This window comes from Paenibacillus sp. J31R120 (assembly GCF_056269225.1).
Genome location: NZ_JBWDNN010000005.1, coordinates 375,637 through 399,145, shown reverse-complemented (window position 1 = coordinate 399,145; position 23,509 = coordinate 375,637). Strand labels below are relative to the sequence as shown.

Here is a 23,509-nt window from a genome sequence, read left to right as displayed (position 1 = left end):
GAGACATGCCTGAACTGCCAGAGGTAGAGACGGTTAGACGAACATTAATGGAGCTTGTCGCGGGCAAACGGATCAAATCCGTCACCGTCAAGCTGCCACGCATTATACAACGGCCGGAGGAACCGCAGCAATTCGCGGACGCCCTCGTCGGCCATACGATTCAAACGGTAGAACGCAGAGGAAAGTTCCTTCGGATCGTGCTGGACGGACTGGTGCTGGTGTCGCATCTTAGGATGGAAGGGCGTTACGGCGTCTATCCGTCCGATGAACCGGTAGAGCTGCATACCCATGTCATGTTCCACTTCGATGACGGAACGGACCTCCGCTACAAGGATGTCCGGCAATTCGGCACGATGCATATCTTTAAGACGGGCGAGGAGCTTGCGTTGCCGCCGCTGAACAAGCTGGGCATCGAGCCGCTGGACGAAGCTTTTACAGTGAATGTGCTGAAGAGCAAGCTGGAGAAGCGTACGACCAAGATCAAGCCCCTGCTGCTTAATCAGGAGCTGATTGTCGGCCTCGGCAATATCTATGTGGATGAATCGCTGTTCCTGGCGCGCATCCATCCTGAGCGGTCGCCGGGCAGTCTGACCGGGGCAGAATGGAAGAGATTGCATGAAGCGATTCGCTCTACGCTTGCGCGGGCGATTGATGCAGGAGGCTCGTCTATCAAATCCTATGTGAACGGACAAGGCGAGATGGGGATGTTCCAGCATCAATTCCTTGTCTATGGCAGGAAGAACGAACCTTGCAATAGCTGCGGCAAGCCGCTGCACAAGTTTGTCGTGGGCGGCAGAGGCACGCATATCTGTACGAAGTGTCAGCCGATGAAAGAAGCAACGACGGTTAAGTCATAGTTCAATTTGCCGCTATCTGTGCACCGCAGCGGAACCCCCGCATATGATGATGTTACGAACGATAGGCGGATGCCCTGTCGCTGGTCTGTCCCGTTGGACCTGATCATGTAACTGTCATCTGCTCATGCGGGGAGGAGCTTTACGTTGATTGCACATTTGATATCGCTGGTCGTGCTTGCTTTTGCCGTTAGCTTGGATGGATTTGGCGTCGGCGTGACCTATGGCCTCAGGAAAATCCGTATCCCTTTCCTGTCGGTGTTCATTATCGCATGCTGCTCCGGATTGATTATCGGGCTCTCCATGCAAGCCGGAGGGTGGATAGGCAAGTATATTTCGGAATCCGCCGCTTCGCTTATTGGCGCCACCATACTGATCGCGATCGGCTGCTGGGCATTGATTCAACTGGTGCGGGGCAAAAGCAATGATGATCCGGAACCCGTGGCTGAGAGTGTTGGAGCGGCGAACGAGCCTGCCAGAATTGCCGCAGCTGTAGAGATGGCACAAGTTCTGAAGCTGGAGCTGAAGCGGCTGGGACTGGTCATTCAGATTCTGCGTACGCCGCAGGCGGCGGATGTCGACCGGTCGGGTACGATCTCTTCATCCGAAGCCGTAATGTTGGGTGTAGCTCTGTCGCTGGATGCATTCGGCGCTGGTCTCGGTGCTGCGCTGCTGGGGCTTCCGCCGCTTCTCACGCCGCTAGTCATTGCGGCAGCGGGCGCATTGTTCCTGGTTGCAGGCACACGGATCGGCATGCGGTTCGCGGCAAGGAAAGGCATGCATGTGCTGTCGTATGTGCCGGGTATATTATTGATTATGATAGGCATTATGAAGCTGTTATAAATGGAGGTGGTCGCAATGATCATTGGTTTGACCGGCGGAATCGCCAGCGGCAAGAGCACAGTCGGGCGTATGCTCGTCGCTCTTGGCGCTCGGCTTGTGGATGCCGATGCGGTCGCACGCGAGATCGTGCGGCCCGGAGAGCCGGCGCTAGAGGCGATCGCCTCTCTCTTCGGACAAGCTGTCTTGCAGCCTGACGGCACGCTGGACCGCACTGCTCTGGGCAACATTGTATTCAAGGACCCGGACTTGTTAGCCAAGCTGGAGGCGATCACGCATCCGGCTGTGCGCAAGCGAATGTGGGAGCAAATACATACGTATGCGGAAGCAGAGCCTGAAGGATTGGTCATTGGAGATGTGCCGCTACTGTACGAGACGAAGCAAGCAGATCTATACGAAGGCATACTTGTCGTCTACGTACCTCCAGAGTTGCAGATTGAGCGGCTGATGAAGCGCAATGGGATGAATGAGGAGGAAGCGCGGCGCAGAGTTTCCTTGCAGATGGATATCGAAGAGAAGCGAAAGCGTGCGGATTGGATTATTGACAACAGCGGGACGACAGAGGAGACGCAGGAGCAGGTTGTTGCGTTATGGAATCGTCTGGTCAGGACTTCCAGATGAAGAGACTGCGGATGAAGAAACGGTACGCTCTAGTGTTGGTGCTAGCTCTGCTCGCCATTCTTTTTCTGAAATCAGATTGGTTGGCCTCATGGATGTATCCGGTTTATTATAAGGAAGATATACGGGCAAGCGCATCGAATTACGATCTGGAGCCTCATCTGATCGCAGCGATTATACGGGCGGAATCCAATTATGTCACGGGCCGCGAGTCGAGGAAGGGCGCTTTGGGATTAATGCAAATTATGCCGGACACGGCGCATTGGGTCGTGGAGAAGGCGGGATTCGCCAAGGTGGATGATGACATATTGCGTCACCGGGCGGATGTAAGTATCGAGGTTGGAGCTTGGTATTTGAATTCCTTGCATGTGCAATTCGAGCAAAATGCTGTGGCCGCCGTGGCTGCATACAATGCCGGACCTGGCAATGTGCGCAAGTGGCTGGAGGCTGGAAGCTGGGACGGGAGCATGGATAGCGTAAAAGATATCCCGTTCGGTGAGACGCGGCATTATGTACAACGGGTCTTTTACTATTATAATAAGTACAAAGATTTGTATCCCCGTTTCTAGGACGTATATGACCATTGAACGTTAAGGAAGCCTTGGAGAGCTTGTCTCTTCTGGACAAGCTGCTCCAAGACTTTCGTTATTCATACAGATGAATCATTATTTTGTGCCGGCTAGGGATTGTTCAGCAATTTGAACCAGGCGACGGGTAATGGAACCCCCGATGGAGCCTGCGTCTCTCGTTGCCATGTTACCATAGTAGCCGTCTTGTGGGATCGCGATACCCAGCTCTTGTGCAACTTCATATTTCAGTTGGTCCAGAGCTGCAGTCGCTTGCGGCACTACCAATTGGTTGCTGCTGCGGGATTGACTCATTGTTGTTCACCTCCTTGCGGTTGGTAACTGTATTATGTGCGATATTCCAAAGTTCATTACAGGAAACGAATGGGATTTCATGGATGGAGTTAACGTGTAAGGATACAATCTGATGAAACAGTAAGTTGAAGGGAGGATATCACTATGAAATGTCCGTATTGTGACTATGCGGGAACCAAGGTATTGGACTCTCGTCCAGCCAACGAAAACAAGTCCATCCGCCGCCGCAGGGAGTGCGAGAAGTGCAATCGCCGCTTCACGACGTTCGAGATGATTGAAGAGACGCCACTAATCGTCATCAAAAAAGACGGCAGCCGCGAGGAGTTCAGCCGCGACAAAATTCTTCGCGGCCTCATCCGCGCATGCGAGAAGCGCCCAGTGCCAGTCGAGCGCCTGGAAGTAATCGTCTCCGAGGTGGAGAAGGAGCTTCGCACGACAGCACACGCAGAGGTCGACAGCAGCGAGATCGGCGGCATCGTCATGAGCCAGCTCTACCCGGTCGACGAAGTGGCCTACGTCCGCTTCGCATCCGTTTACCGCCAATTCAAGGACATCGACATGTTTATGAAGGAGCTCAACAGCTTGCTGCATAAGCATCCGCTTAATGGCGGGGATAAGGGTTAGCGCGCGAGAGATTCTGTGCGAGAAGGGCAGGGGGAGCGTTGGTTTCTCCCTGCTTCTCTTATTGAAGCCTATCAGGTGGTGGAATGGCTCGGTGCCCGCCAAATGGCAATTGACATCGCTTTCCTGCCATGGTATGATCTATCTTGTCGCTAAATTATTATGGGGCCATAGCTCAGCTGGGAATCCATCTTGTATTGCTCACACAATCCAAGGGATGGAAACGAGCATAAGATAAATTGGGGGCTTAACTCAAGTTGTCGAATTGGGTCACAAACTAAATAAGGGGCTATAGTTTAGGGGGAAAACAGGTCGCTGGCAGCGATCAGTCGGCGGTTCGATTCCGCCTAGCTCCACCATACTTTAAATCAAAAACGGCAGAGGTGCCGTTTTTTTTGTATTCCTTTTATTTGTGTTGCAGTACTCCAGACATGTAGAGTGCTGTGTTTCGCTCGTAAGGAAGTCATATAACAGAGCCGCATTTGCCTTCTATATTTGAGCCTAAGCGTGTTAGCGCTTGGGCTTTTCTTATACAGAGATCCTGTAGAGCCAATGTGAAAGAAAAAAAATTTACTTTTCATTACGTCGTCATTTTCCACGTATTTGGAATGGTCTTAATTCATGCGGAGAGTAATTTTTATCACTCTTAGGGGTCTTTATTTTGCACGGTATGCAAAATGTAGGCAATCCGGGTTTCTCCGAGGAGAAACCTTTGCCCCGCACGGCTTTGCAGCCTATTTTACATCATGCTGCCCAAATCAGGCATGCCTGCAGACAGGACCTTTATCTTTTTCCAGTTTGTTTACGATTACCGCTTCGGTTATCAGGAACACAGCCGCAACGGATGCCGCGTTCTGCAGAGTAGAGCGAGTCATCTTATAGTTTAATGTCGAAATAAAATTTCATAATAAAATGTATTTATGAAATTTATTGACGAAACATTCGAATTTGTATAATATTCAGATAGGATCCATTGTGCGATTTTAAGCTGTCGAAGTTAAGATCATGTGACACGAGAGAAAACAGGGGGAAAAATTACTTATAGGGAGGGATGGGGAAAAGAAATAAGGCGAATCTGTTCAGTGGCTTGGAGCGAAATACCAACATTAATAAAAGGAGCAGTGAAAATGAATCGTTTATTAGTGCGTTGTAAAGCAATATGCAGCCGGATGCTTATAGTATTAATGCTAACATCCATGTTACCTGCTATTCACGTTTCAGCGGCGGGGGTTACTCCTCCAGATTCAGATGCTTGGACACCCTATCAACAGTTCTTAAACTCGGATGTTTCCAAGAAGGAAGATATGCGTGCGACCTGGATTGTAACCGTTTACAATTCAGACTGGCCATCCTCAGCATCGTTAGCTATCACTGATACTGCAGCAAGGGTGGAAAAGCAAAAGCAAGAACTAAGCAATATCTTGGATGCGGCAGTTGCTAGCAATCTGAATGCAGTAATGTTTCAGGTTCGCCCATCTTCCGATGCGCTTTATAAATCTGATCTAGTTCCCTGGTCTACAGTTATGACAGGGACGCCAGGCGGTGATCCAGGCTTTGACCCGCTTGAATATGCAATAGATGAAGCGCACAAGCGCGGAATAGAGCTGCACGCATGGTTTAATCCTTATCGTGCTGCAACTGCGGTAAATGATGCCATGGTTGCTCAACTCAAAGCACTGCCAAAGAGTATTTTCAACACTCATTTTGATTGGATTAAAAAAGCCTATGATGGTGTGTATGTAGTAGATCCAGGTATACCTGAAGCACAAACATGGATAGCGGATAGCGTTATGGAAGTTGTTAATAAGTATGATATTGACGGCGTTCATTTCGATGACTATTTCTACCATGAGGGTAAAGCCTATGATTATGATGACAAAGCTACATTTGAAAAGTATAAGGGCGGTTTTACAGACATAGGCGATTGGCGAAGAAATAATACATACAAGCTAATCAGCGATATTTCCCAAAAAATTCGTTCAGCAAAACCATGGGTACAGTTTGGAATAAGCCCTGCTGGTATGTGGGGCAATATTAAAGACGGGCATGTTAACGGTTCTCCAACTGCCGGTGGCGGACCAAACTACGATAGGGCCTTTGCAGATACGTTAAGATGGGGGAACGAGGGGCTGATTGACTACCTGACCCCACAGGTTTACTGGCCCTTTGGCCGTGATGTGGCTCCCTACGGTGTAATAGCAACATGGTGGGCGGATCACCTTACAAATCCCAATACAAAGCTTTATATGGGTATGGGATTGTATAGGGTAAATGATACAACCAATCCAACTGAAACAGGATTTTTGGATCCCTATGCCAAAGAGGAGATTATCAGGGAGATACAACTCAATACAAACTATAGGAGTGATATTACAGGCCGCGGGATCGATGGTTCATTCCTATATCAGGGCAGCAATATTGTTCCAGGTTCAAGAATTTATAAAAAGGAAGCAGTAGAAGAGGGAGTAAGGACTGCTTGGGTGAATAAGGCTATAGCTCCAAAATCAACCTGGAAGAGCAGCGTTGCTCCAGCGATGCCCACAAACGTTACTGCCAAGGCTGTAGATGGCGTTACACAAGTAACATGGACATCTAATGATGAAACAGGCAGCACAGCATATTATGCGATTTATAGATTTGCACAGAATGAAAATCTTGATACATCAGATTCAACAAAAATAATTGCAGTTGTTGGTAAGACTATTGATAGTGACGGTAAAGATATAACAAGTTTTACCGATACAGCTATATCAGATCCAAGCAAGGTACAGTATGTAGTCACTGCACTTGACCGCCTCCAGAACGAGAGCTCGCCAAATGCACCGACACCGGTTAGTGCAATCGATGCAGACATTACTACTGCAGCCGGTACAGCCCCGGTTCTTCCGGTATCCGTAAAGGTTAATAGGACATCAGGTTCTCCGGCTAATATGATGGTAAAGTGGGATAAGATAACTGACCCTAATCTTTATTCCGCTGCCGGAAATAGCTTTGATGTAACCGGGAAAGTTATTCATACTAACGGAACACAAGCAAAAATGACTGTAACAGCACATGTTTCGGTTGTTGCACCGGCTATAAAATATATTAATCCTGTAATTGTAAGAACAGAACAAAATACTGCTCCGGTATTTCCAGCTACTGTGGATGTCATATATACAGACCATACAGTTTCGTCACTTCCTGTTATATGGGAAACACCGGATCCTGAAGATTACAAAAACGCCGCACCTTTCAATGAATACAGAAATCCAAGTGTGAAAGGTATACAGGGAATAGTTGATGGAACAAATCTAAAAGCAGAAGGCAACTATATCGTATATCCGGCAGTTAACGTATATGCGCCCATAGCTGTTACAACTCGGGTGGGAATACCTCCAATACTTCCCCCTAGCGTTAATGCCACATACACTGACGGTACAAACGCAAGTGTAGCAGTAGTCTGGGATGATATTCCGGCAGAAAACTACGCTAGTATTAATGACTTTACCGTAAAGGGAACAGTTGAAGGTGCCGCAATGAAGGTAGAAGCTGCGGTAACTGTTGAAAGCGCTGTAAACATAGTAAGCATGGATCCGGTATATGTGAAGACAGGTATCGGCGTAGCGCCAAAACTTCCAAATACCGTTAAGGTAACCTATGATGATGGCACGAAGGACACTGTTTTAGTAACTTGGCCAAGTGTGGATCCGGCTGTTGACTGCTTATCAACACACAGATTTACGGTTACAGGGACAATAAATGGTACATCCACTAATGTTACAGCTACAGTTGAAGTTGCTGCAGTCATAGTGCTGGACGACTTTGAAAATGGGGTTGTTAACAGCGGTGCTGCCCAGAGCATGATTAAGTGGACAGGCGACAGTGCCAGCAGCACACCGCCAACTTTGTCCTATGATACCGCTATAAAGCATAGTGGAAATAGTTCCTTGAAGGTTGACTATAAGTTATCCAAGGTTGCAGGTACTGCAAGCGCTTATGTTCGACCGAACCAAGGTACGGGCCTTGTGTTTAAACCCGGGGAAGTACCGCAAAAGATAGGCTTCTGGGTATATGGAAATAATGTTACAACTTTTGCTCTAAGGGCAGAGTTCCGTTCAGGAATTACTGCTGGTTCCACTAATACAAATCAAAACATTTCTAATACGCTGAATTTTACTGGATGGAAGTATCTGGAGTACACGGTGGCTCCGTCCTATCAAACTACGGGCCTTACTATAACGCTTCTGCCCGGTATCGTTGCCACATCATCCAATGATAAGGTGGACAGCACCATTTATATCGATGATCTTGTGGCTGTTTATGGAAGTGAAACAAAGGATACAGCAGAAATAAGCGGGGCAATTGCAGCTGCGCAAAGCCTTTATGACAGCACAACTGCCGGTACAGGCAACGGGCAGTATCCTTTATCAGAGCGCACGGGGCTTAATGCTGCTATTGATGCTGCAGCTAGTGTTATGAACAATCCTGCAGCCGTTATGGCAGATCTTTATAGTGCTACCGATTTGCTTAACTCAGCAGTAGACGCATATATTGCTGCACAGATTGTAAGCGAACGACATCAAATCATAGAGGACTATGAAGACCATGGCAGCGGAAAGAGCATCGTTGACTGGATTAATGATGGAGGAAGCACTAAGCCCACTATTTCATATAATAATGATCCCAATTATGTGAAAAATGGAAATCGATCATTTAAGATTGATTATAATTTTGCGGGAACTACCGGGACAGCCAGTGCTTATGTAAAAGGCGCTTCCTACCCTAACCAAAAATTGAAATTCACCGGAGAGAATACACCGAACAAAATTGGTTTTTGGCTTTATGGTAATGATGAGACGATTTTCAGCTTACGTGCAGAAATAAGAAAGGCAGACGGTTCTTCAGCCACAACTGCCAATTTCTTACCAGCCAATTCAGTGATGAAATCAGGCTGGAATTTTGTAACCTATGATGTACCACAAGCAACTTTTAATGCATCAACGGGCCTTTTACTAAATATTATGCCTGGATTAGTTGAAACCTCTGCTGCTGGCAGAGTAAACAGTACGATCTACATTGACGACCTTACTGCAATCTATAATGTTACTCCGGCTGCAACATTAAATAAAACAGGACTGATAGGAGCGATTGCAACTGCAAAATCCCTGCTTCTTGGTGCAGTGGAAGGGACACAGGGAGGTCAGTACCCTATAGGCTCCACAGCCATTTTGAATGATGCTCTTATTGCTGCACAAACTTTGGTAAGCAGCACTGTACAGTCAGATATTGATCGTGCAGCAGAAACATTAAATGCTGCAGTTAATATCTTTAAAACTTCACAAATTCCGCTAATTGATATTCAGGGTTTAAAAGCTGCGATAGATGCCGCAAAGGCAAAGCATGATCTTGCAGTTGAAGGAGCACTGCCAGGACAATATCAAAGCGGAGCCAAGGCAGCACTGCAAGCTGCGATAGATGCAGCAAACACAGTATATAACGATGCAGGCGCAACACAAGGAGATGTTGAGGCGGCAAAAACTGCATTAGCACAAGCTGTTGCTGATTTTGACGGTATGGTGGTTTCGCCTTTAGTGACCATTGATTTAGATGCTGCGATAGCAAAGGCTAAAGCTCTGCATGATGGAGCAGTTGCAGGAACAGAGCCTGGACAATATCCACAACAATCAATTGATGATTTGTTATCGGCAATTACAGCTGCAACAACTGCTAAAGCTGATGCAGAAACTCAGTCAGATATTGATCGTATATTAAACGATCTAAATGCTGCAATTAAGGCTTTTGAGGATGCAATGGTTCCATTAGATGTTGATAAAACTGAACTGATCGAGGCTATAGCAGATGCACAGGCTAAGGTTAATTCAACCGTAGTAGGGACACTTGGCGGACAGTATCCGCAAAATGCAAAAACGGCTGTTACAACCGCAATTGCAGCAGCACAAGTAGTTTTAGGCGATATTCATGCTGACCAGGATGCTATCGATGTGGCTGTAGCCGCATTAAAGACAGAAGTAGCAAAATATCTTGCAGCACGAATAGCAGCTCCATGGGATAAGTATCATGTTCCAGAGGAAACACCGGTAAACAAACGTGAGATGCGTGCTGCCTGGATAAGCACTGTTGTTAATATTGATTGGCCATCAACAGATTCATGGAAGATTGAAGACACACAAGCTCGTGCGGCGGTGCAAAAAGCAGACCTTATAAAAATTCTTGATGATCTTGCAGAAACAGGCGCCAATGCAGTGATGTTCCAAGTAAGGCCGACATCAGATGCATTTTATAAATCAGAGCTTGCACCATGGTCATACTGGCTGACAGGAAAACAGGATGTTGATCCGGGATTTGACCCGCTGGAGTTCGCAATTGAAGAAGCGCACAAGAGAAATCTCGAACTGCATGCGTGGGCTAACCCATACCGCGTTTCCATGCCGGCGGCCATGTATAAGGACGAATCAGGAAAGCCTTTATCGGACTTAAAGGCAGTAGGAGATATGCTCAGCAAGGTGCCTGATAGTATCTATGCCAAGCATCCGGAATGGGTAAAGGTTGGCACAAGCCGTTTTGTCCTTGACCCAGGAATTCCGGAAGCTGCGAAATATGTTGAAGACTCCGTTATGGAAATAGTTGAGAATTACGATATTGACGGAATACACTTTGACGATTATTTCTATGTTGGCAGCAATGGCGGTTTTGATGCCGGTTATAGTGATCAGAGCACATATGATACCTATGCCGACAAAACGGAGTTTCCGAAGATTGAGGATTGGCGCAGAAATAACACATATACACTGGTTAAAAATCTGCATAATAGAATAAACGCAGAAAAACCGTGGGTTAAATTTGGGATTAGCCCGGCAGGTGTATGGGGCAACATGAAAGACGGACATCCGGATGGTTCTGAAACTTCGGCCGGAATACCAAACTATGACCGTGCTTATGCAGATACTAAGAAGTGGGTTTTAGAAGAAATCATCGACTATATAACCCCACAGGTGTACTGGACATTTGCAAATTCAGCTGCAGGGTATGGAGTTGTTTCATCATGGTGGTCTGATTTGCTTAAAAACAACCCTGATGTAAAAACACAGCTATATATGGGTGTAGGTTTGTACTGGCTAAATCCTGATGAAGGAACTACTGATAAATATTGGAATACCCTGGGTGTCGGGGATCAGGAAATTGCACGCCAGCTTAAGTTTAATGCTGCAAACCCCAATATAGACGGAACTATGATCTTTACGTATAACTCATTTAAAGTGAATTCTCCTAACGCTATTTCTGCTGCATCACTTATTAAGAATGACTTATGGGCGACCCAAGCCCTTATGCCGGCAATGCCGTGGAAGGGTGGAGTTGCACCTGAAGCTCCGGTATTAGTAAGTGCAACATTCGAAGACGGGAGCCATACAATCAGCTGGCAGGATAATGATGAAAATACAGCATACTATGCCGTTTATCGATTTGAAGATAATGAGGCTGTAAACATTAACAATCCTGTTAAATTGATTGCTAAAGTTCGTAAGAGTGAGACAGGTCTGCAAAGCTATATTGATCATACAGGAAAACCAACAAGTAATTATGTTGTGACTGCATTAAACAGGCTGAGCGACGAAAGTATTCCGTCAAATGAAAGCACTCAATTGCCAATAATTGATACATCTGCATTGGACAGCGATATAGCAGCAGCTGTGGAACTATTGGATCATGCTGAGGTTGGTACAGAAGCGGGGCAGTATCCACAAGAGGCAATAGATGCCTTAACTGCTGCAGTAACAATTGCATCGGCTATAAAGGATAATGCCAAGACCCAGGAAGACATTGATCATGCAGTGGAAGGCTTGAAAGTCGCAGTAGAAAGCTTTAAGGCTGCACAAATACCGGATCCGAATGTTAAAGTCGAGAAAGTGAGCCTTGATAAAGAAACGCTTCAATTAAACGTTGGCGGTGTTTACCAATTAAACGCGATTATCACTCCATCAGGAGCAGCTAACAAGAATGTAACATGGACATCAAGCGATGATGGAATTGCAGCAGTTGATAACACCGGTAAGGTTACAGCAATAGCAGAGGGTATAGCTGTTATCACAGTGACAACTGAGGATGGAAATAAAACAGCAACCTCTGTTGTAACTGTAAGCATGCCATCCGAGACAATTGATACAACTGAATTGGATAATCAAATACAAATAGCTACAGATTTAAGAGACACGGCAGCAATCGGCACAAATCCCGGGCAGTATCCGCAAAGTGCAAAAGATGCCTTGGAAGCTGCAATAACAGCTGCATTAACTGCCAAAGCGGGTGCAAAGACCCAGGAAGAGATTGATCGTGCAGCGGAAGGCTTGAAAGCCGCAGTAGAAAGCTTTATGGCTGCACAAATACCGGATCCGAATGTTAAAGTCGAGGAAGTGAGCCTTGATAAAGAAACGCTTCAACTAAACGTTGGCGGTGTTTACCAATTCAAGGCGACTATCACTCCATCAGGAGCAGCTAATAAGAATGTAACATGGACATCGAGTGATGATGGAATTGCAGCAGTTGATAACACCGGCAAGGTTACGGCAATAGCAGAGGGTGTAGCTGTTATCACAGTGACAACCGAGGATGGAAATAAAACGGCAACCTCTGTTGTAACTGTAAGCATGCCATCAGAGACAATTGATACAACTGAATTGGATAATCAAATAAAAATAGCTACAGATTTAAGAGACACGGCAGGAATCGGTACAAATCCCGGGCAGTATCCGCAAAGTGCAAAGGATGCCTTGGAAGCTGCAATAACAGCTGCATTAACTGCCAAAGCGGATGCAAAAACCCAGGAAGAGATTGATAGCGCAACTGTAAACTTAAAAAGTGCTGTAGCAAGATTTATTGCCGCAAAAATACCAGCAAAAGTGATACATGTTCCGATACATGTTACAGGTGTAAGTCTTGATAAGCAGACATTGGAACTGAAGATTGGCGATGAATCTCAGCTGACAGCAGCTATTAGGCCAAGTAATGCTGACCTTATGGAGGTGACATGGAAATCCAGCAACGAAAATGTTGCAATTGTTGATCGTACAGGTAGAGTTGTAGCAAAAGGCAGCGGCACAGCAATAATTACAGTAACAACAACAGATGGAAATATGATTGCAACTTGCATTGTGAATGTAAGTGATCCGGCAACAGAAGAAGAGGAAACTAAGCCTGAAGAGAACGTTGAAGTCAAATTTAGCGACATTCTAGGCCACTGGGCGGAAGCAAGTATTAAACTTGCAGCGGCTAAGGGCATTATCAGCGGCTATGCTGACGGCACATTCAAGCCGAAGAGCGAGGTTACCCGCGCCGAGTTTGCAGTCATGCTGGCTCGCATGCTGAACTTGCAAGGAAACGGAGCCGAGCTGGAGTTTAACGATAAGGCAGCCATCGGCTCGTGGGCGGAACAAGGCATCGCTCAAGCTGTGCAAGCTGGAATCGTGAAAGGCTACTCCGATGGCAGCTTCAGACCGAACGCGAAGATCAGCCGCGTCGAGATGGTGACGATGATCGTGAATGCGCTTGGTTTCGCCGACAACTCCAAGGCAACAACTGCATTTGCGGATGACGCCGAGATCCCGTCATGGGCTAGAGCGGCAGTTGCAGCGGCTGTTGAGAACGGGCTCGTTCAAGGCGTTGGCGGCAACAAGTTCGCTCCGAATCAAACGGCAACAAGAGCCGAGTCGGTGGTCGTTCTGCTTAGAGCGCTAGAGTTCGCAAGTAAATAAAGCTGAAATCGATCAGTAAAACGAGGCCCCCGGCAATTGAGCCGGGGGCCTGGTGATGAAGTTCCGCATTAAAGACAGCTTGGAACCCAAGCACATCCTACTCAACCGATGCCATCAACGAAGCTTTCCTATCTAAATATGCTACCAAGGATGATTTAACTGGTGATTGGAAAGCGACCTTGAATGCAGATGGTAAGTTAGTCTGTCAATCAATCACACGAGTCCGTAATATCTCACCAGATCAAAAATGCAGGTGGAGTTAAAACTTTCGTTTTCTCCATCTGCTTTTACCTTTTTAGGGCTTATTGGACTGCCCCTGCATGCACAAGGGCAACTAGGCAATCGCCTGCGCCAAGGCTTGGCAAAGCCCAGTTTTCTTTGTGTTTAATTCAATACTCCGAAACGAAGAAGCCGAGGGATGGTTTATTTCACCGCATCGTACAACCGCATGATGGTAATAATGCTCTGTTCTCTTGTGTACGGACTCTTCGGCGCAAAGGTATTGTCGCCGATACCACCCATGATGCCAGTTACCTGCATTTGTCCCACTGCTTCAAGCGCCCATGAGGAAATGTTTACCTTGTCCGCAAAGGTAACCGCTTGTTCGGTCAGAGGTTTCCCGATGACATTCGCAAGCCTAGAGAGCATAGTCGCCGCTTGTTCACGTGTAAGCTCTGTATTTGGCGAAAAGTTGTTGTCCCCAACACCCGAAACAACACCGATCCCCGCTGCTTTTTCTATACTACTATCGGTCGTATCAGTGAACTTCGTCCGCTTGGTGATCTCTGCTCCAGTCGTTTTCTCATACAAAGCAACGATAAGTGCAGCGAACTCGGCACGTGTTGTTGCTTGCGTATACCTCGTTTGAAAGTCTTGGGGCACGAGATTTGCCGCTATCGCCGCATGGACTTGCTCTGCCGCCCATGCAGAGGGTTTTTCAGCGACTGCTGAGGAAGCCCTGGTCAATGGGTTTGACATAATGCCGTACCTGCCATCTTTTTCAACCCGCGCCACTCCTCCGCTGAAGGGCGATGTATTATCATAGATTAGCGGTACAACTACTTTGCCTGTTTTGTCGATATAGCCGTTCTTGCCATCTTTATAAACAGCCGCAAGGCCTTCGCTGAAGTCACTTGCAAAATCATAGATTAGCGGTACAACTACTTTGCCTGTTTTGTCGACATAGCCCTGCTTGTAATCTTTTTCAACCTTCACTAGTCCTTCGCTGAAATTACCTGCAACATCATAGATGATCGGTACAACTTCTTTCCCTTTTTTGTCGATATAGCCATACTTTCCATCTTTTTCAACCCACGCCAATCCTTCGCTGAAGGGCGATGCAGTATCATAGATTAGCGGGATAACTACTTTCCCTGTTTTGTCGATAGAGCCAAACTTGCCATGTATCTTTCTAACCCATGCCAGGCCTTCGCTAAAGTCAAATCCGGCATAATAGACTATCGGGACAACTACTTTGCCTTTTTTATCGATATAGCCGAGAATACCTTTGCTTTTTTCAACCCACGCCATTCCTTCGTGGAAGTCCCCTGCATCATAATAATTGTGCGAGATTACTACTTTGCCTGTTTTATCGATATAGCTTCGCTGCCCCTCTTTTCCAACCCTTGCCAGCCCTTCATGGAAGTAACCTCCGCTATCATAGATGATCGGGACAACTACTTTGCCTGTTTTGTCGATATAGCCCCTCTTGAGACCTTTATCAACAGCAGCTAGTCCTTCGTGGAATTCCAACGTGGAATCATAGATGAACGGGACAACTACTTTGCCTTTTTTGTCGACATAGCCGTGCTTGTAACCTTTTTCAACATTCACTAGTCCTTCGCTGAAATCATCTTTAATATAATAAATAAGCGGGACAACTACTTTGCCCGTTTTATCGATATAGCCATACTCGTAACCTTTCTTCACCTTCGACAGGCCTTCGCTGAAGCCATATACTTCATCATAGATGATTGGGACAACTACTTTGCCTGTTTTGTCGATATACCCCCACTTGCCATCCCTATAAACTGCCGCAAGACCTTCACTGAAGTCCATTACTACATCATATTTCTTATCAAGCCAAATCACCCCATCATCCGCCGCTTTTGTTGGAGTCATGGGAAACAGCGTAAAACACATCATAAGCACAAGCCCAAAAGATAACCCTCGTTTCATCCTGTTAATTCCCCCAATCCGAAATTCACATTTCTACTTTTCTCAAAAATCATACACAACCTAACAGAATAACGTCAACATAACTTGACACATTTTTCCCTAGTTTTACAACAGATCTAGTATAGTTACATATAATTACATATATACACAATTATTTTTCGTCAACTTATTGCAACAACCCCTCCTGAAATCTTGGTTGCGGTCCCTCTATCTGTTGTATCGATATTCCTGACTCCCTTATGTGGAGTGCTGTGTGTTGCTTATCAGGAAATAGCTTGTTGGACATTTACCCATCAACGAAGCTCAGGCGTAGTTGCGCTCGGGCTTTATTATTTTAAAATAGATAAAGTTTTGATTGAGAAATGTTCCCAACAAAGGCAACGAACATGCTAATATTGGTCTATAAGATGGTGAAGTCATCGGAATAGGGAAGGCCTGCGAACAAACGAAAGTTGTTTTTGGAGGCTACATTAACCTGTTTGTATAGATTAAACCAGTTCAAATTGCAGATCAGCCGATTCATTCTGTTGACTTAATGAATTGAGTTTTAACTCACAATATAGGTTATGTGAATCTGTAGGGGGATAGATGAGAGAATGAAGAAATGTGAATATTGTGGATCAAAGGCTGCAGATGATGTTGTACAATGTGCTGGTTGCGGGGCAAAAGAATTTAAAAATATATGTATAAGCTGTGAAACGACTTTTTTAGGTAATAAATGTCCTAATTGTAATGTTACGATAGGCGATAAGCCCAGAACATGCCTTAATTGCGGTAAGAATTCGTTTGAGCCAGTCTGTCCCGATTGTAGAGCGGATTTGATAAATAGACGAATAGTTCAAGTTAATCCTTATCCAACTGCTGTGCAGCAAATACCAAAAAAGAAAAGTGGAATAGTTGCTAGTCTGATAACGCTATTGTTTATTGTTGTATTTATTGGGGCAATTTTTTCTTCGAATTCTGATAAGAATACGATAAGCCATAAGAATACGATAATCCAGAGTTTACCTGATATGGAACTATTGACATTAAAAGAGCATCCTAAATTTTATGGAGATTATAAAGCCGCAAAGAGCTTCTGGAAGGAATTTGATAAGGCTATAGTAGTGAATGCGAGTGGAACAACTTTATATGAAGATGCTTTGCTATTGGTTACTACCGGAGACAGCGATGATGGTATCATTACGAATGTTACGATAAATCTTTCTGATTATGAAAAAAAGCATGATCTTGAGCTTGATAACGTCATGCGATTGATTTGTGACTATATTCCCTATGATATTATTAATCAATACTATGATTTCAAAGAAGCGTTCCATGAAGTTTCTAAATATGGAAGATATGAAGCATATCATTATGTAATGGAAATAAATGATAAGGGTAAGGAAGCAAAGAAATCGGGAGAGAGCTATCTTCAATCGAAATTTGCTTTTAAAATCATACATAGAAATGATAATGACTGGATTGCTAAAATGAATTATTTAGCATACAAAGGGAATCACGATAAGTTTCAAGCAGATGCTTATGACGTAGAAGCATGGGATGTAGATTTAGAAAAATACAGGAAATAGGGGATTATGGAGGCTGTTTCGTTACTAAAATGGGCGGACTGTCCAATAAGTCTCTGTTGTCACTATCTACACGTTACATGTGGATTACTGTGACGCTGGGAAAACATTGATTTAGATCCACATTTGCCAAGGCATAAACCCTAGGCAGTGCCCATCTATAAATCCCAGATAAACGATCTATTTATGAAAATTTGATATCTGTTATCCTGACTTTCATAAACCTAAGAACAGCCTGCATTCGCAGGCTGTTCTTTCTGTTATGCCATTAATAATTATTAGAGTTCTAAAAATTTATTAATGTCGTATAGGCCCAGGTTTTATTGAACGGGCTTGTCGCCTTATGCTACAGTATTGGGGCGCAGCAAGCGGCCTCAAGCCGACCGATCGTATATATCCATGCGAAACATATGACTAGAATACAAACATGAGGAAGAGGGCAATGAAAAAGTTATTCAAAAGTGGTTTTTTCAAAATAGGACTTGTTCTTATAATCGCGGGCGGAGCTGTCGCTTATTGGTTGATGCCGCCTGTGGCAAAGGTAGAAAGCACCGAAATCGGTAAAGGATATAAGGTGAAATTTAAAACGAACGGAACTCAAATGGAACAATTTCAAAACCAGTCATGGAATCCCTATTTTGCCAAAGGGGTCAATATGGGAGCAGCTGTTCCAGGACATTTCCCCGGAGAGCTTGAGATTTCGAGGGATGACTATTTGAGATGGTTTGAAATGATTCAAGATATGGGCGCCAACGTCATTCGCGTGTACACCATTCTAAAACCGGAGTTTTACGAAGCTTTGGTCAGATACAATGAGAAGCATCAGGATAATCCGCTCTTTTTCATTCAAGGGGTATGGAGTCCAGAAGAACAATTAATTGCAGGCCAAAACGCCTTTGACCCGAAAGTAAAACAGAAGTTTGAAAAAGAGGTTCGAGAGGCTGTAGAAGCGGTGTACGGAAATATCGAGCTCGAAGCTGAGGCGCATTCCGGAAAAGCCAGCGGTAATTATGTGTTTAATGCAGGGCCCTATCTCATGGGATGGATCGTCGGAACCGAATGGGATCCTATGATGGTGGATAAAACGAATAAGAACAATTCGGGTGCAGCTGATTATAAGGGAGAACATTTTCAAAGCAAACCTGGTGCTAGTCCCTTTGAAAAATGGTTGGCCGAGATGGTCGACATAACAGCCGCAACAGAAGCTAAGCACGGATGGCAGCATCCGATTGCATTCTCGAATTGGGTGACTACCGACCCCCTTGAACATCCAGGTGAGCCTTTAATTACTGAAGACATGGTCAGTGTCGATCCGTCGCATATCGAAGCCTTAGATTGGGATGCCGGTTATTTTGCCTCCTATCATGTTTACCCGTATTACCCTGATTTCTTTACCTTCGACAAATCGTTTCAAACGATGAAAAATGATAAAGGTGAAGTGGATAGCTACAAAACCTATCTTCACAAGCTGAAGGAATACCATAACGATATGCCGGTTATGATTACCGAATTTGGCGTTCCCGCCTCACAAGGCATTGCCCATACAGGCATGCTGGGGCGCAATCAGGGAGGACACGACGACAAAACACAAGGGGAAATGGATGCGGATATGTTCCGGCAAATCCATCAGGAGGGATACTCCGGCGCGATCTTGTTTACATGGCAGGACGAGTGGTTTAAGAAAACCTGGAACACGTTAAACTACGACATTCCTGACCGGCGGGCTTATTGGTATAACACGCTCACGAACGAATCCCATTTTGGGATACTCGGTATGTATCCAAGTAAAGATGATGTGATTCACATTGACGGGGATCCATCAGACTGGGACAAGCTCGATGATGGGGATAAGACTAAGCTAGATATGCAAATGAAAGGTTTTAATGAAATATGGGCCACGCATGATGAAGGATATTTATATCTCCTGGCCAAGTTATCTGAACCTTTGGATTTAACAGAAAATTCCGTCTATTTGGGATTCGATACATTAAAGGGCGGCAACCGCCATGCACCGCAGCTCCAAGGAAAGACGCTGGATGAAGGATTGGAAACCTTAATTGAACTTGGAAACAAGGATAAAGGGCAAATGATGATAGCCTCCAATTATGACTTCCATACCCGAATCTATGGCAAGCTGTCGAAAATATTAGCTTACGATCCAAAACAATTTGAGGACGATAGCGGACTCTTTAACCCATGGAAATTGGTCGTCAATTATTTGCTCGAATATCCGGATTCCCGTGTCGATCATCCATTCGGCGATATCGAAGTAGGAGACTTGCTGAGAGGAACTAGCGATCCGCAAGATCCGAACTATAATTCGAAGGCCATGTGGCAGGCAAAAGGCAATGTATTGGAAATTCGTATTCCATGGATGCTGCTAGGATTCAGTGATCCAAGCTCACTCAGCGCCATTAGTTACAAAGATACGGGAACGAAACAATTCGAATCCGAGAAAGTCGAGGGCGTTCGCATTGTTCCATGGATCGTCCGCAACGATTCGAAGGAAGTCATCGGACTCGAAGGCAACAATCCCTATCCGATATCGAAACTTCCGCTTTACACCTGGAAAAGGTGGGAAGATATCGACGTCAAATATGTGGAACGCCCAAAACAAAGTTATTCGATTATGCAAAAAGCGATGCGTGAAGTGAATCAACCGGTATCCGAGCATAAATGAAGGAAGGATTTTATTTGTGTATATCAACATCGAAGTAGCGCTCAAATTTTTGTATGTTCTCATTATGTTGAATGTTGTATTCGTCGCCGCGGTTTATGCCATAAAAATCAAAAGGCTGAGAAGAACCAGAATAGAACGCAGGTTTGAGGTCAAAATCAAAGATTACCTTACCTATGTCCTGGTCAATATTGAAGGAAAAGAACCGCTGCAGGCACCGCCGTTTTCTTTGAACAAAGTAGAACAAGAAATATTGCAGGAACGCTTGAATGATATGATCGAAAATTTTACCGGAACACCTCGCGAAAAATGTAAGGAGCTGTGCCAACGCTTGGGACTGGTGCACTATCATCTGGATCGTTTGAAGAAAGGCTCCTATGCTGTGAAAATCGATGCGGCGTATCACTTAGGCTGTATGAGAGTGCAGGAAGCTGTTCCGGATTTACTCCAGCTTCTCGCAACGCATAAGCTGAATTCTTCCCTCTTTGTCATCGCCCGGTCAATTGCGAAATGTGCTCGCAATGAACAGGATGTGAAGGAAATGGTAAAGCTTCTTCTGAGCCATAACAAAGGATTTTATGATTTGCTTGTAGACATGATTAAGGAAGCGGATATCGACCATGGGGCGCTGTTTGCTGAATTCATTCAACGGGATAGCAAGGAGTATATCCAAATTGGACTGTGCGGATTGAGAGACTATACCGAGCCGACGGTAGCATCGGCTGTCTATCGTCTCATCGATTCCGAGGACAGAATGATTCAATCTAAGGCTGTGGAAATCTATCTGAAATCCGTTCACTTTATACCTAGAAACGTTGTTCAAAAGCTGCTTCAGCATCCGCTGGATGAACTGCGTGTCCTTACGATTGGGGCGATCGCCGATCAGAAGCTGGTTACGTATATCGATGTCATGAAAAACGCATTATTGGATGAAAGCAAGCGAGTATCCGCTGCCAGTGCGAAAGGGCTATTGCTTCTTGGAGATGAAGGCATAGCCACATTATGCGGAGTCACTGCAGAAGTAAGAGGGTCAGAGCAAGGGGAATACCTCCAGATGCTTATTGAGGAAGAACTCAAATTTCTTTCGATACAGCTCCATGACCTTGATAAAGTAACACGATATAATTCGCTCACCTACCATTACGAAAAAACGCTAGGCAAGAACAAACGAATCTATCGTGTTGTATAGCTTTTAGGTTTAGGAGGGAACAAAGCATGAGGCTTCTGGAATATTATTTACAACAAGCAATGGACTTCTTGCGCGACTTTTTATTGGGATACGGCTACTTTGCCATGTATTATGGACTCATTATAACGTTCATATATTTCCTGATCTTCTGTTTGTCGATTCGTCATACGTACCCTCTGCAAAGAGGGATAAAATATAATCGCGTACGGAAGCTATCCGGTTCTGAACACGTACCGCCGGTGTCCATATTAGTTCCGGCCTATAACGAAGAATTAATGATTAAAGAAAATGTGCGAAATTTATTGGCTTTGAATTATCCGGAATATGAGGTCATCGTCGTTAATGACGGCTCAAAAGACGATACAGCCAAAATTATGATCGAAGAGTTTCAACTAAAAGAAATCAAGCCTTTTGTTGCAAAGCATATAAAAACCAACATGGTCAGAGGTTACTATCACAATCCTGAATATCCAAACTTGTATTTCATCGATAAGGAAAATGGGGGGAAAGCGGACTCCTTGAATGCAGGGATTAACCTTTCTCACTATGGTTTGATTTCTACGATTGATGCGGATTCACTTTTGGAAAAAGATGCTCTGACAAGAATCGCCAGAGTGTATATGGAAAACCCCGAAGATACGGTAGCGGTCGGCGGAAATGTTCGAATCGTTAACAGTTGTACGGTAGAAGACGGGATGGTCAAAAACATCAGATTTCCTAAAAAAATGTGGCCTGCTCTCCAGAACGTTGAGTATATCAAAGCGTTCTTAGGCGGCCGGATCGGCTGGAGCTCCATTAACGGATTGATCATTGTATCCGGCGCCTTCGGTGTTTTTCAGAAGGATAAGGTAATTGCCATAGGCGGCTACCGTGGCGGCTACCCTGGGGAAGATATGAACATCGTCATCAAGCTGCATCGTTATTGCTTGAAGAACAATATACCTTATCAAGTCGGTTTCTGTCCGGATGCTGTTTGTTGGACACAAGCACCGGATACGTACCGGATTTTAAGCAGCCAGCGAATGCGCTGGGGGCGCGGTAACTTAAAAAACATGATCGAGGAAGGAATCCATATGATCTTCCGCCCCCGTTATAAATTGTTCGGGTGGTTAACCATTCCTTATAACATCCTATTTGAAACCTTAAATCCTTATATCCGTCTGAGCGGGCTAATCGCCATGATCGGTTATTGGCTGCTTAATATGGCGGATTGGAAAACAGTCGTTGTGTTTATGCTGGTGAACTTTTTCTCCTGCTTCATTCTTAGCCTTGGCGCTTTATTTATCGAGGAAAAAGCTTTTAGCCGTTATCCTAAACTGAGTGATCTCAATAAAATGATGCTTTACTCTTTCCTTATGTTTCTCGGTTATCGTCAAGTTGGCGTTCTATGGAGATTCATGGGACACATCGACTTCTTCCGCAACAATAATACGTGGGGAACGATGGTTAGAACCAATTTCAACAAATAATATCAAGTATATAGATAAAAGGAGTGGAGAATGTGGCCATTGTCATTCGAAACAACATTCAGGAAATTACGCTGCAGCTTTTACAATTCATTCATTTGGCAACCAAGAAGAGCGCTTCGTGCGGAGTCATTTTGGCTCCTTGCGCGAATGTGAACCCAAAAACGCTTGAACAGGCAAAATTACTTATGAGCAACAACGATGCCTCTCTTTCGATCCAATTTTTCTATGACGATCCGAATCAGATGCTGTGTGCGGTTTTGGACAATGGAACCATGGGCAATACCCATTACGCGTCTCTGGTGCTAAAAGATGTTCTCCAAGATCAGCATCTGCTACAAGGGCAATTGATTGTATCCAGCTTTCCGGAGAGCGGGAACCCGACCAAGTCTACGATCGAGAAATTCATGCAACAAGCGATTCGGAGCAAAGGGAAGGAAGGAAACATTCACTTCTTTACGGGGGCCAATGCTGCAGCATCCGTTCTTATTGTCGATACCGACGATATTGTGCGCGAATTTATCAAGACCCGGCTGGAGTTAAAGGGGTATCGCGTATATGAGGCCAAAGATGGACAAGAAGCTTACCATGTATTCGTTCGAGAATTGCCGCGCCTTGTCATTACCGAATTGAATTTGCCTATCATCGATGGCTATCAGCTCATCCGCAAGATTCAAGCTACTAACTCGTATGAAGGCGAGGTGATCGTTCTGACAGACAAGCAGCTCACGGAAAACATGAGTCGTGCTTATGAGTCAGGAGCTGCCGACTACGTGACAAAACCTCTTTCGATCTCTGAATTAGAATGGAAAATTAAGAGACTGACTAAAAACCATTAAAATTGTGAATTCAAGAGGAGCGGATACGA

The 23,509-nt window shown here is 45.1% G+C and carries 13 protein-coding genes and 1 tRNA gene; 12 read left to right on the top strand and 2 right to left on the bottom strand.

Features of this window, described 5'->3' with window-relative positions; genetic code table 11:
* Nucleotides 1-5 precede the first annotated feature (5 nt).
* The 4 genes from mutM to AC0YNW_RS20145 all read left to right on the top strand — a co-directional run bounded on the left by mutM (nt 6) and on the right by AC0YNW_RS20145 (nt 2,881).
* Complete coding sequence (gene mutM, locus AC0YNW_RS20160) at nt 6-857, top strand: DNA-formamidopyrimidine glycosylase (protein WP_475833481.1); 852 nt, start codon at nt 6-8, stop codon at nt 855-857.
* A gap of 144 nt (nt 858-1,001) precedes the next feature.
* On the top strand, nt 1,002-1,697 hold the full coding sequence (gene ytaF, locus AC0YNW_RS20155) for a sporulation membrane protein YtaF (protein WP_475833480.1): 696 nt from the start codon (nt 1,002-1,004) through the stop codon (nt 1,695-1,697).
* A 15-nt stretch (nt 1,698-1,712) separates the two neighbouring features.
* Nucleotides 1,713-2,315: a dephospho-CoA kinase gene (coaE, locus tag AC0YNW_RS20150; RefSeq protein WP_475833479.1), complete on the top strand. Its 603-nt coding sequence runs from the start codon at nt 1,713-1,715 to the stop codon at nt 2,313-2,315.
* Complete coding sequence (locus tag AC0YNW_RS20145; protein WP_475833478.1) at nt 2,285-2,881, top strand: lytic transglycosylase domain-containing protein; 597 nt, start codon at nt 2,285-2,287, stop codon at nt 2,879-2,881. Before coaE ends, AC0YNW_RS20145 begins: the two co-directional genes overlap by 31 nt.
* Before the next feature lie 96 nt (nt 2,882-2,977).
* Here AC0YNW_RS20145 and AC0YNW_RS20140 read toward each other — a convergent pair whose 3' ends face one another.
* Nucleotides 2,978-3,193, bottom strand: a complete 216-nt coding sequence (locus AC0YNW_RS20140) for an alpha/beta-type small acid-soluble spore protein (RefSeq protein WP_119802496.1) — start codon at nt 3,191-3,193, stop codon at nt 2,978-2,980.
* A gap of 144 nt (nt 3,194-3,337) precedes the next feature.
* Between AC0YNW_RS20140 and nrdR the strand changes: the two genes are divergently transcribed.
* From nrdR to AC0YNW_RS20125, 3 genes are all read left to right on the top strand, one after another.
* A complete protein-coding gene (nrdR, locus tag AC0YNW_RS20135) occupies nt 3,338-3,817 on the top strand; it encodes a transcriptional regulator NrdR (RefSeq protein ID WP_119802497.1) in 480 nt (159 codons plus the stop codon).
* Between the two features lie 282 nt (nt 3,818-4,099).
* Nucleotides 4,100-4,173: transfer RNA gene (locus AC0YNW_RS20130), tRNA-Ala, on the top strand.
* 768 nt (nt 4,174-4,941) lie between these two features.
* The gene (locus AC0YNW_RS20125; protein WP_475833477.1) at nt 4,942-13,563 is read left to right on the top strand and encodes a family 10 glycosylhydrolase; all 8,622 of its coding nucleotides are present in this window, start codon (nt 4,942-4,944) and stop codon (nt 13,561-13,563) included.
* Nucleotides 13,564-13,986: 423 nt separating this feature from the next.
* Here AC0YNW_RS20125 and AC0YNW_RS20120 read toward each other — a convergent pair whose 3' ends face one another.
* The gene (locus AC0YNW_RS20120; RefSeq protein WP_475833476.1) at nt 13,987-15,741 is read right to left on the bottom strand and encodes a WG repeat-containing protein; all 1,755 of its coding nucleotides are present in this window, start codon (nt 15,739-15,741) and stop codon (nt 13,987-13,989) included.
* Nucleotides 15,742-16,337: 596 nt separating this feature from the next.
* Here AC0YNW_RS20120 and AC0YNW_RS20115 point away from each other — a divergent pair.
* From AC0YNW_RS20115 to AC0YNW_RS20095, 5 genes are all read left to right on the top strand, one after another.
* Nucleotides 16,338-17,312, top strand: a complete 975-nt coding sequence (locus AC0YNW_RS20115; protein ID WP_475833475.1) for a hypothetical protein — start codon at nt 16,338-16,340, stop codon at nt 17,310-17,312.
* Between the two features lie 439 nt (nt 17,313-17,751).
* A complete protein-coding gene (locus tag AC0YNW_RS20110) occupies nt 17,752-19,989 on the top strand; it encodes a hypothetical protein (RefSeq protein WP_475833474.1) in 2,238 nt (745 codons plus the stop codon).
* 16 nt (nt 19,990-20,005) lie between these two features.
* Nucleotides 20,006-21,175, top strand: coding sequence for a hypothetical protein (locus AC0YNW_RS20105; RefSeq protein ID WP_475833473.1), 1,170 nt, complete (start codon nt 20,006-20,008; stop codon nt 21,173-21,175).
* A 68-nt stretch (nt 21,176-21,243) separates the two neighbouring features.
* The gene (locus AC0YNW_RS20100; protein WP_475833562.1) at nt 21,244-22,644 is read left to right on the top strand and encodes a glycosyltransferase family 2 protein; all 1,401 of its coding nucleotides are present in this window, start codon (nt 21,244-21,246) and stop codon (nt 22,642-22,644) included.
* Nucleotides 22,645-22,676: 32 nt separating this feature from the next.
* Nucleotides 22,677-23,480, top strand: coding sequence for a response regulator (locus AC0YNW_RS20095; RefSeq protein WP_475833472.1), 804 nt, complete (start codon nt 22,677-22,679; stop codon nt 23,478-23,480).
* Nucleotides 23,481-23,509: the final 29 nt, after the last annotated feature.

Bases quoted from the DNA above. Each gene is read 5' to 3' on its own strand.
- mutM (WP_475833481.1), top strand. From the start codon at position 6: ATGCCTGAACTGCCAGAGGTAGAGACGGTTAGACGAACATTAATGGAG.
- coaE (WP_475833479.1), top strand. From the start codon at position 1,713: ATGATCATTGGTTTGACCGGCGGAATCGCCAGCGGCAAGAGCACAGTC.
- AC0YNW_RS20145 (WP_475833478.1), top strand. From the start codon at position 2,285: ATGGAATCGTCTGGTCAGGACTTCCAGATGAAGAGACTGCGGATGAAG.
- AC0YNW_RS20140 (WP_119802496.1), bottom strand. From the start codon at position 3,193: ATGAGTCAATCCCGCAGCAGCAACCAATTGGTAGTGCCGCAAGCGACT.
- nrdR (WP_119802497.1), top strand. From the start codon at position 3,338: ATGAAATGTCCGTATTGTGACTATGCGGGAACCAAGGTATTGGACTCT.
- AC0YNW_RS20125 (WP_475833477.1), top strand. From the start codon at position 4,942: ATGAATCGTTTATTAGTGCGTTGTAAAGCAATATGCAGCCGGATGCTT.
- AC0YNW_RS20120 (WP_475833476.1), bottom strand. From the start codon at position 15,741: ATGAAACGAGGGTTATCTTTTGGGCTTGTGCTTATGATGTGTTTTACG.
- AC0YNW_RS20115 (WP_475833475.1), top strand. From the start codon at position 16,338: ATGAAGAAATGTGAATATTGTGGATCAAAGGCTGCAGATGATGTTGTA.
- AC0YNW_RS20110 (WP_475833474.1), top strand. From the start codon at position 17,752: ATGAAAAAGTTATTCAAAAGTGGTTTTTTCAAAATAGGACTTGTTCTT.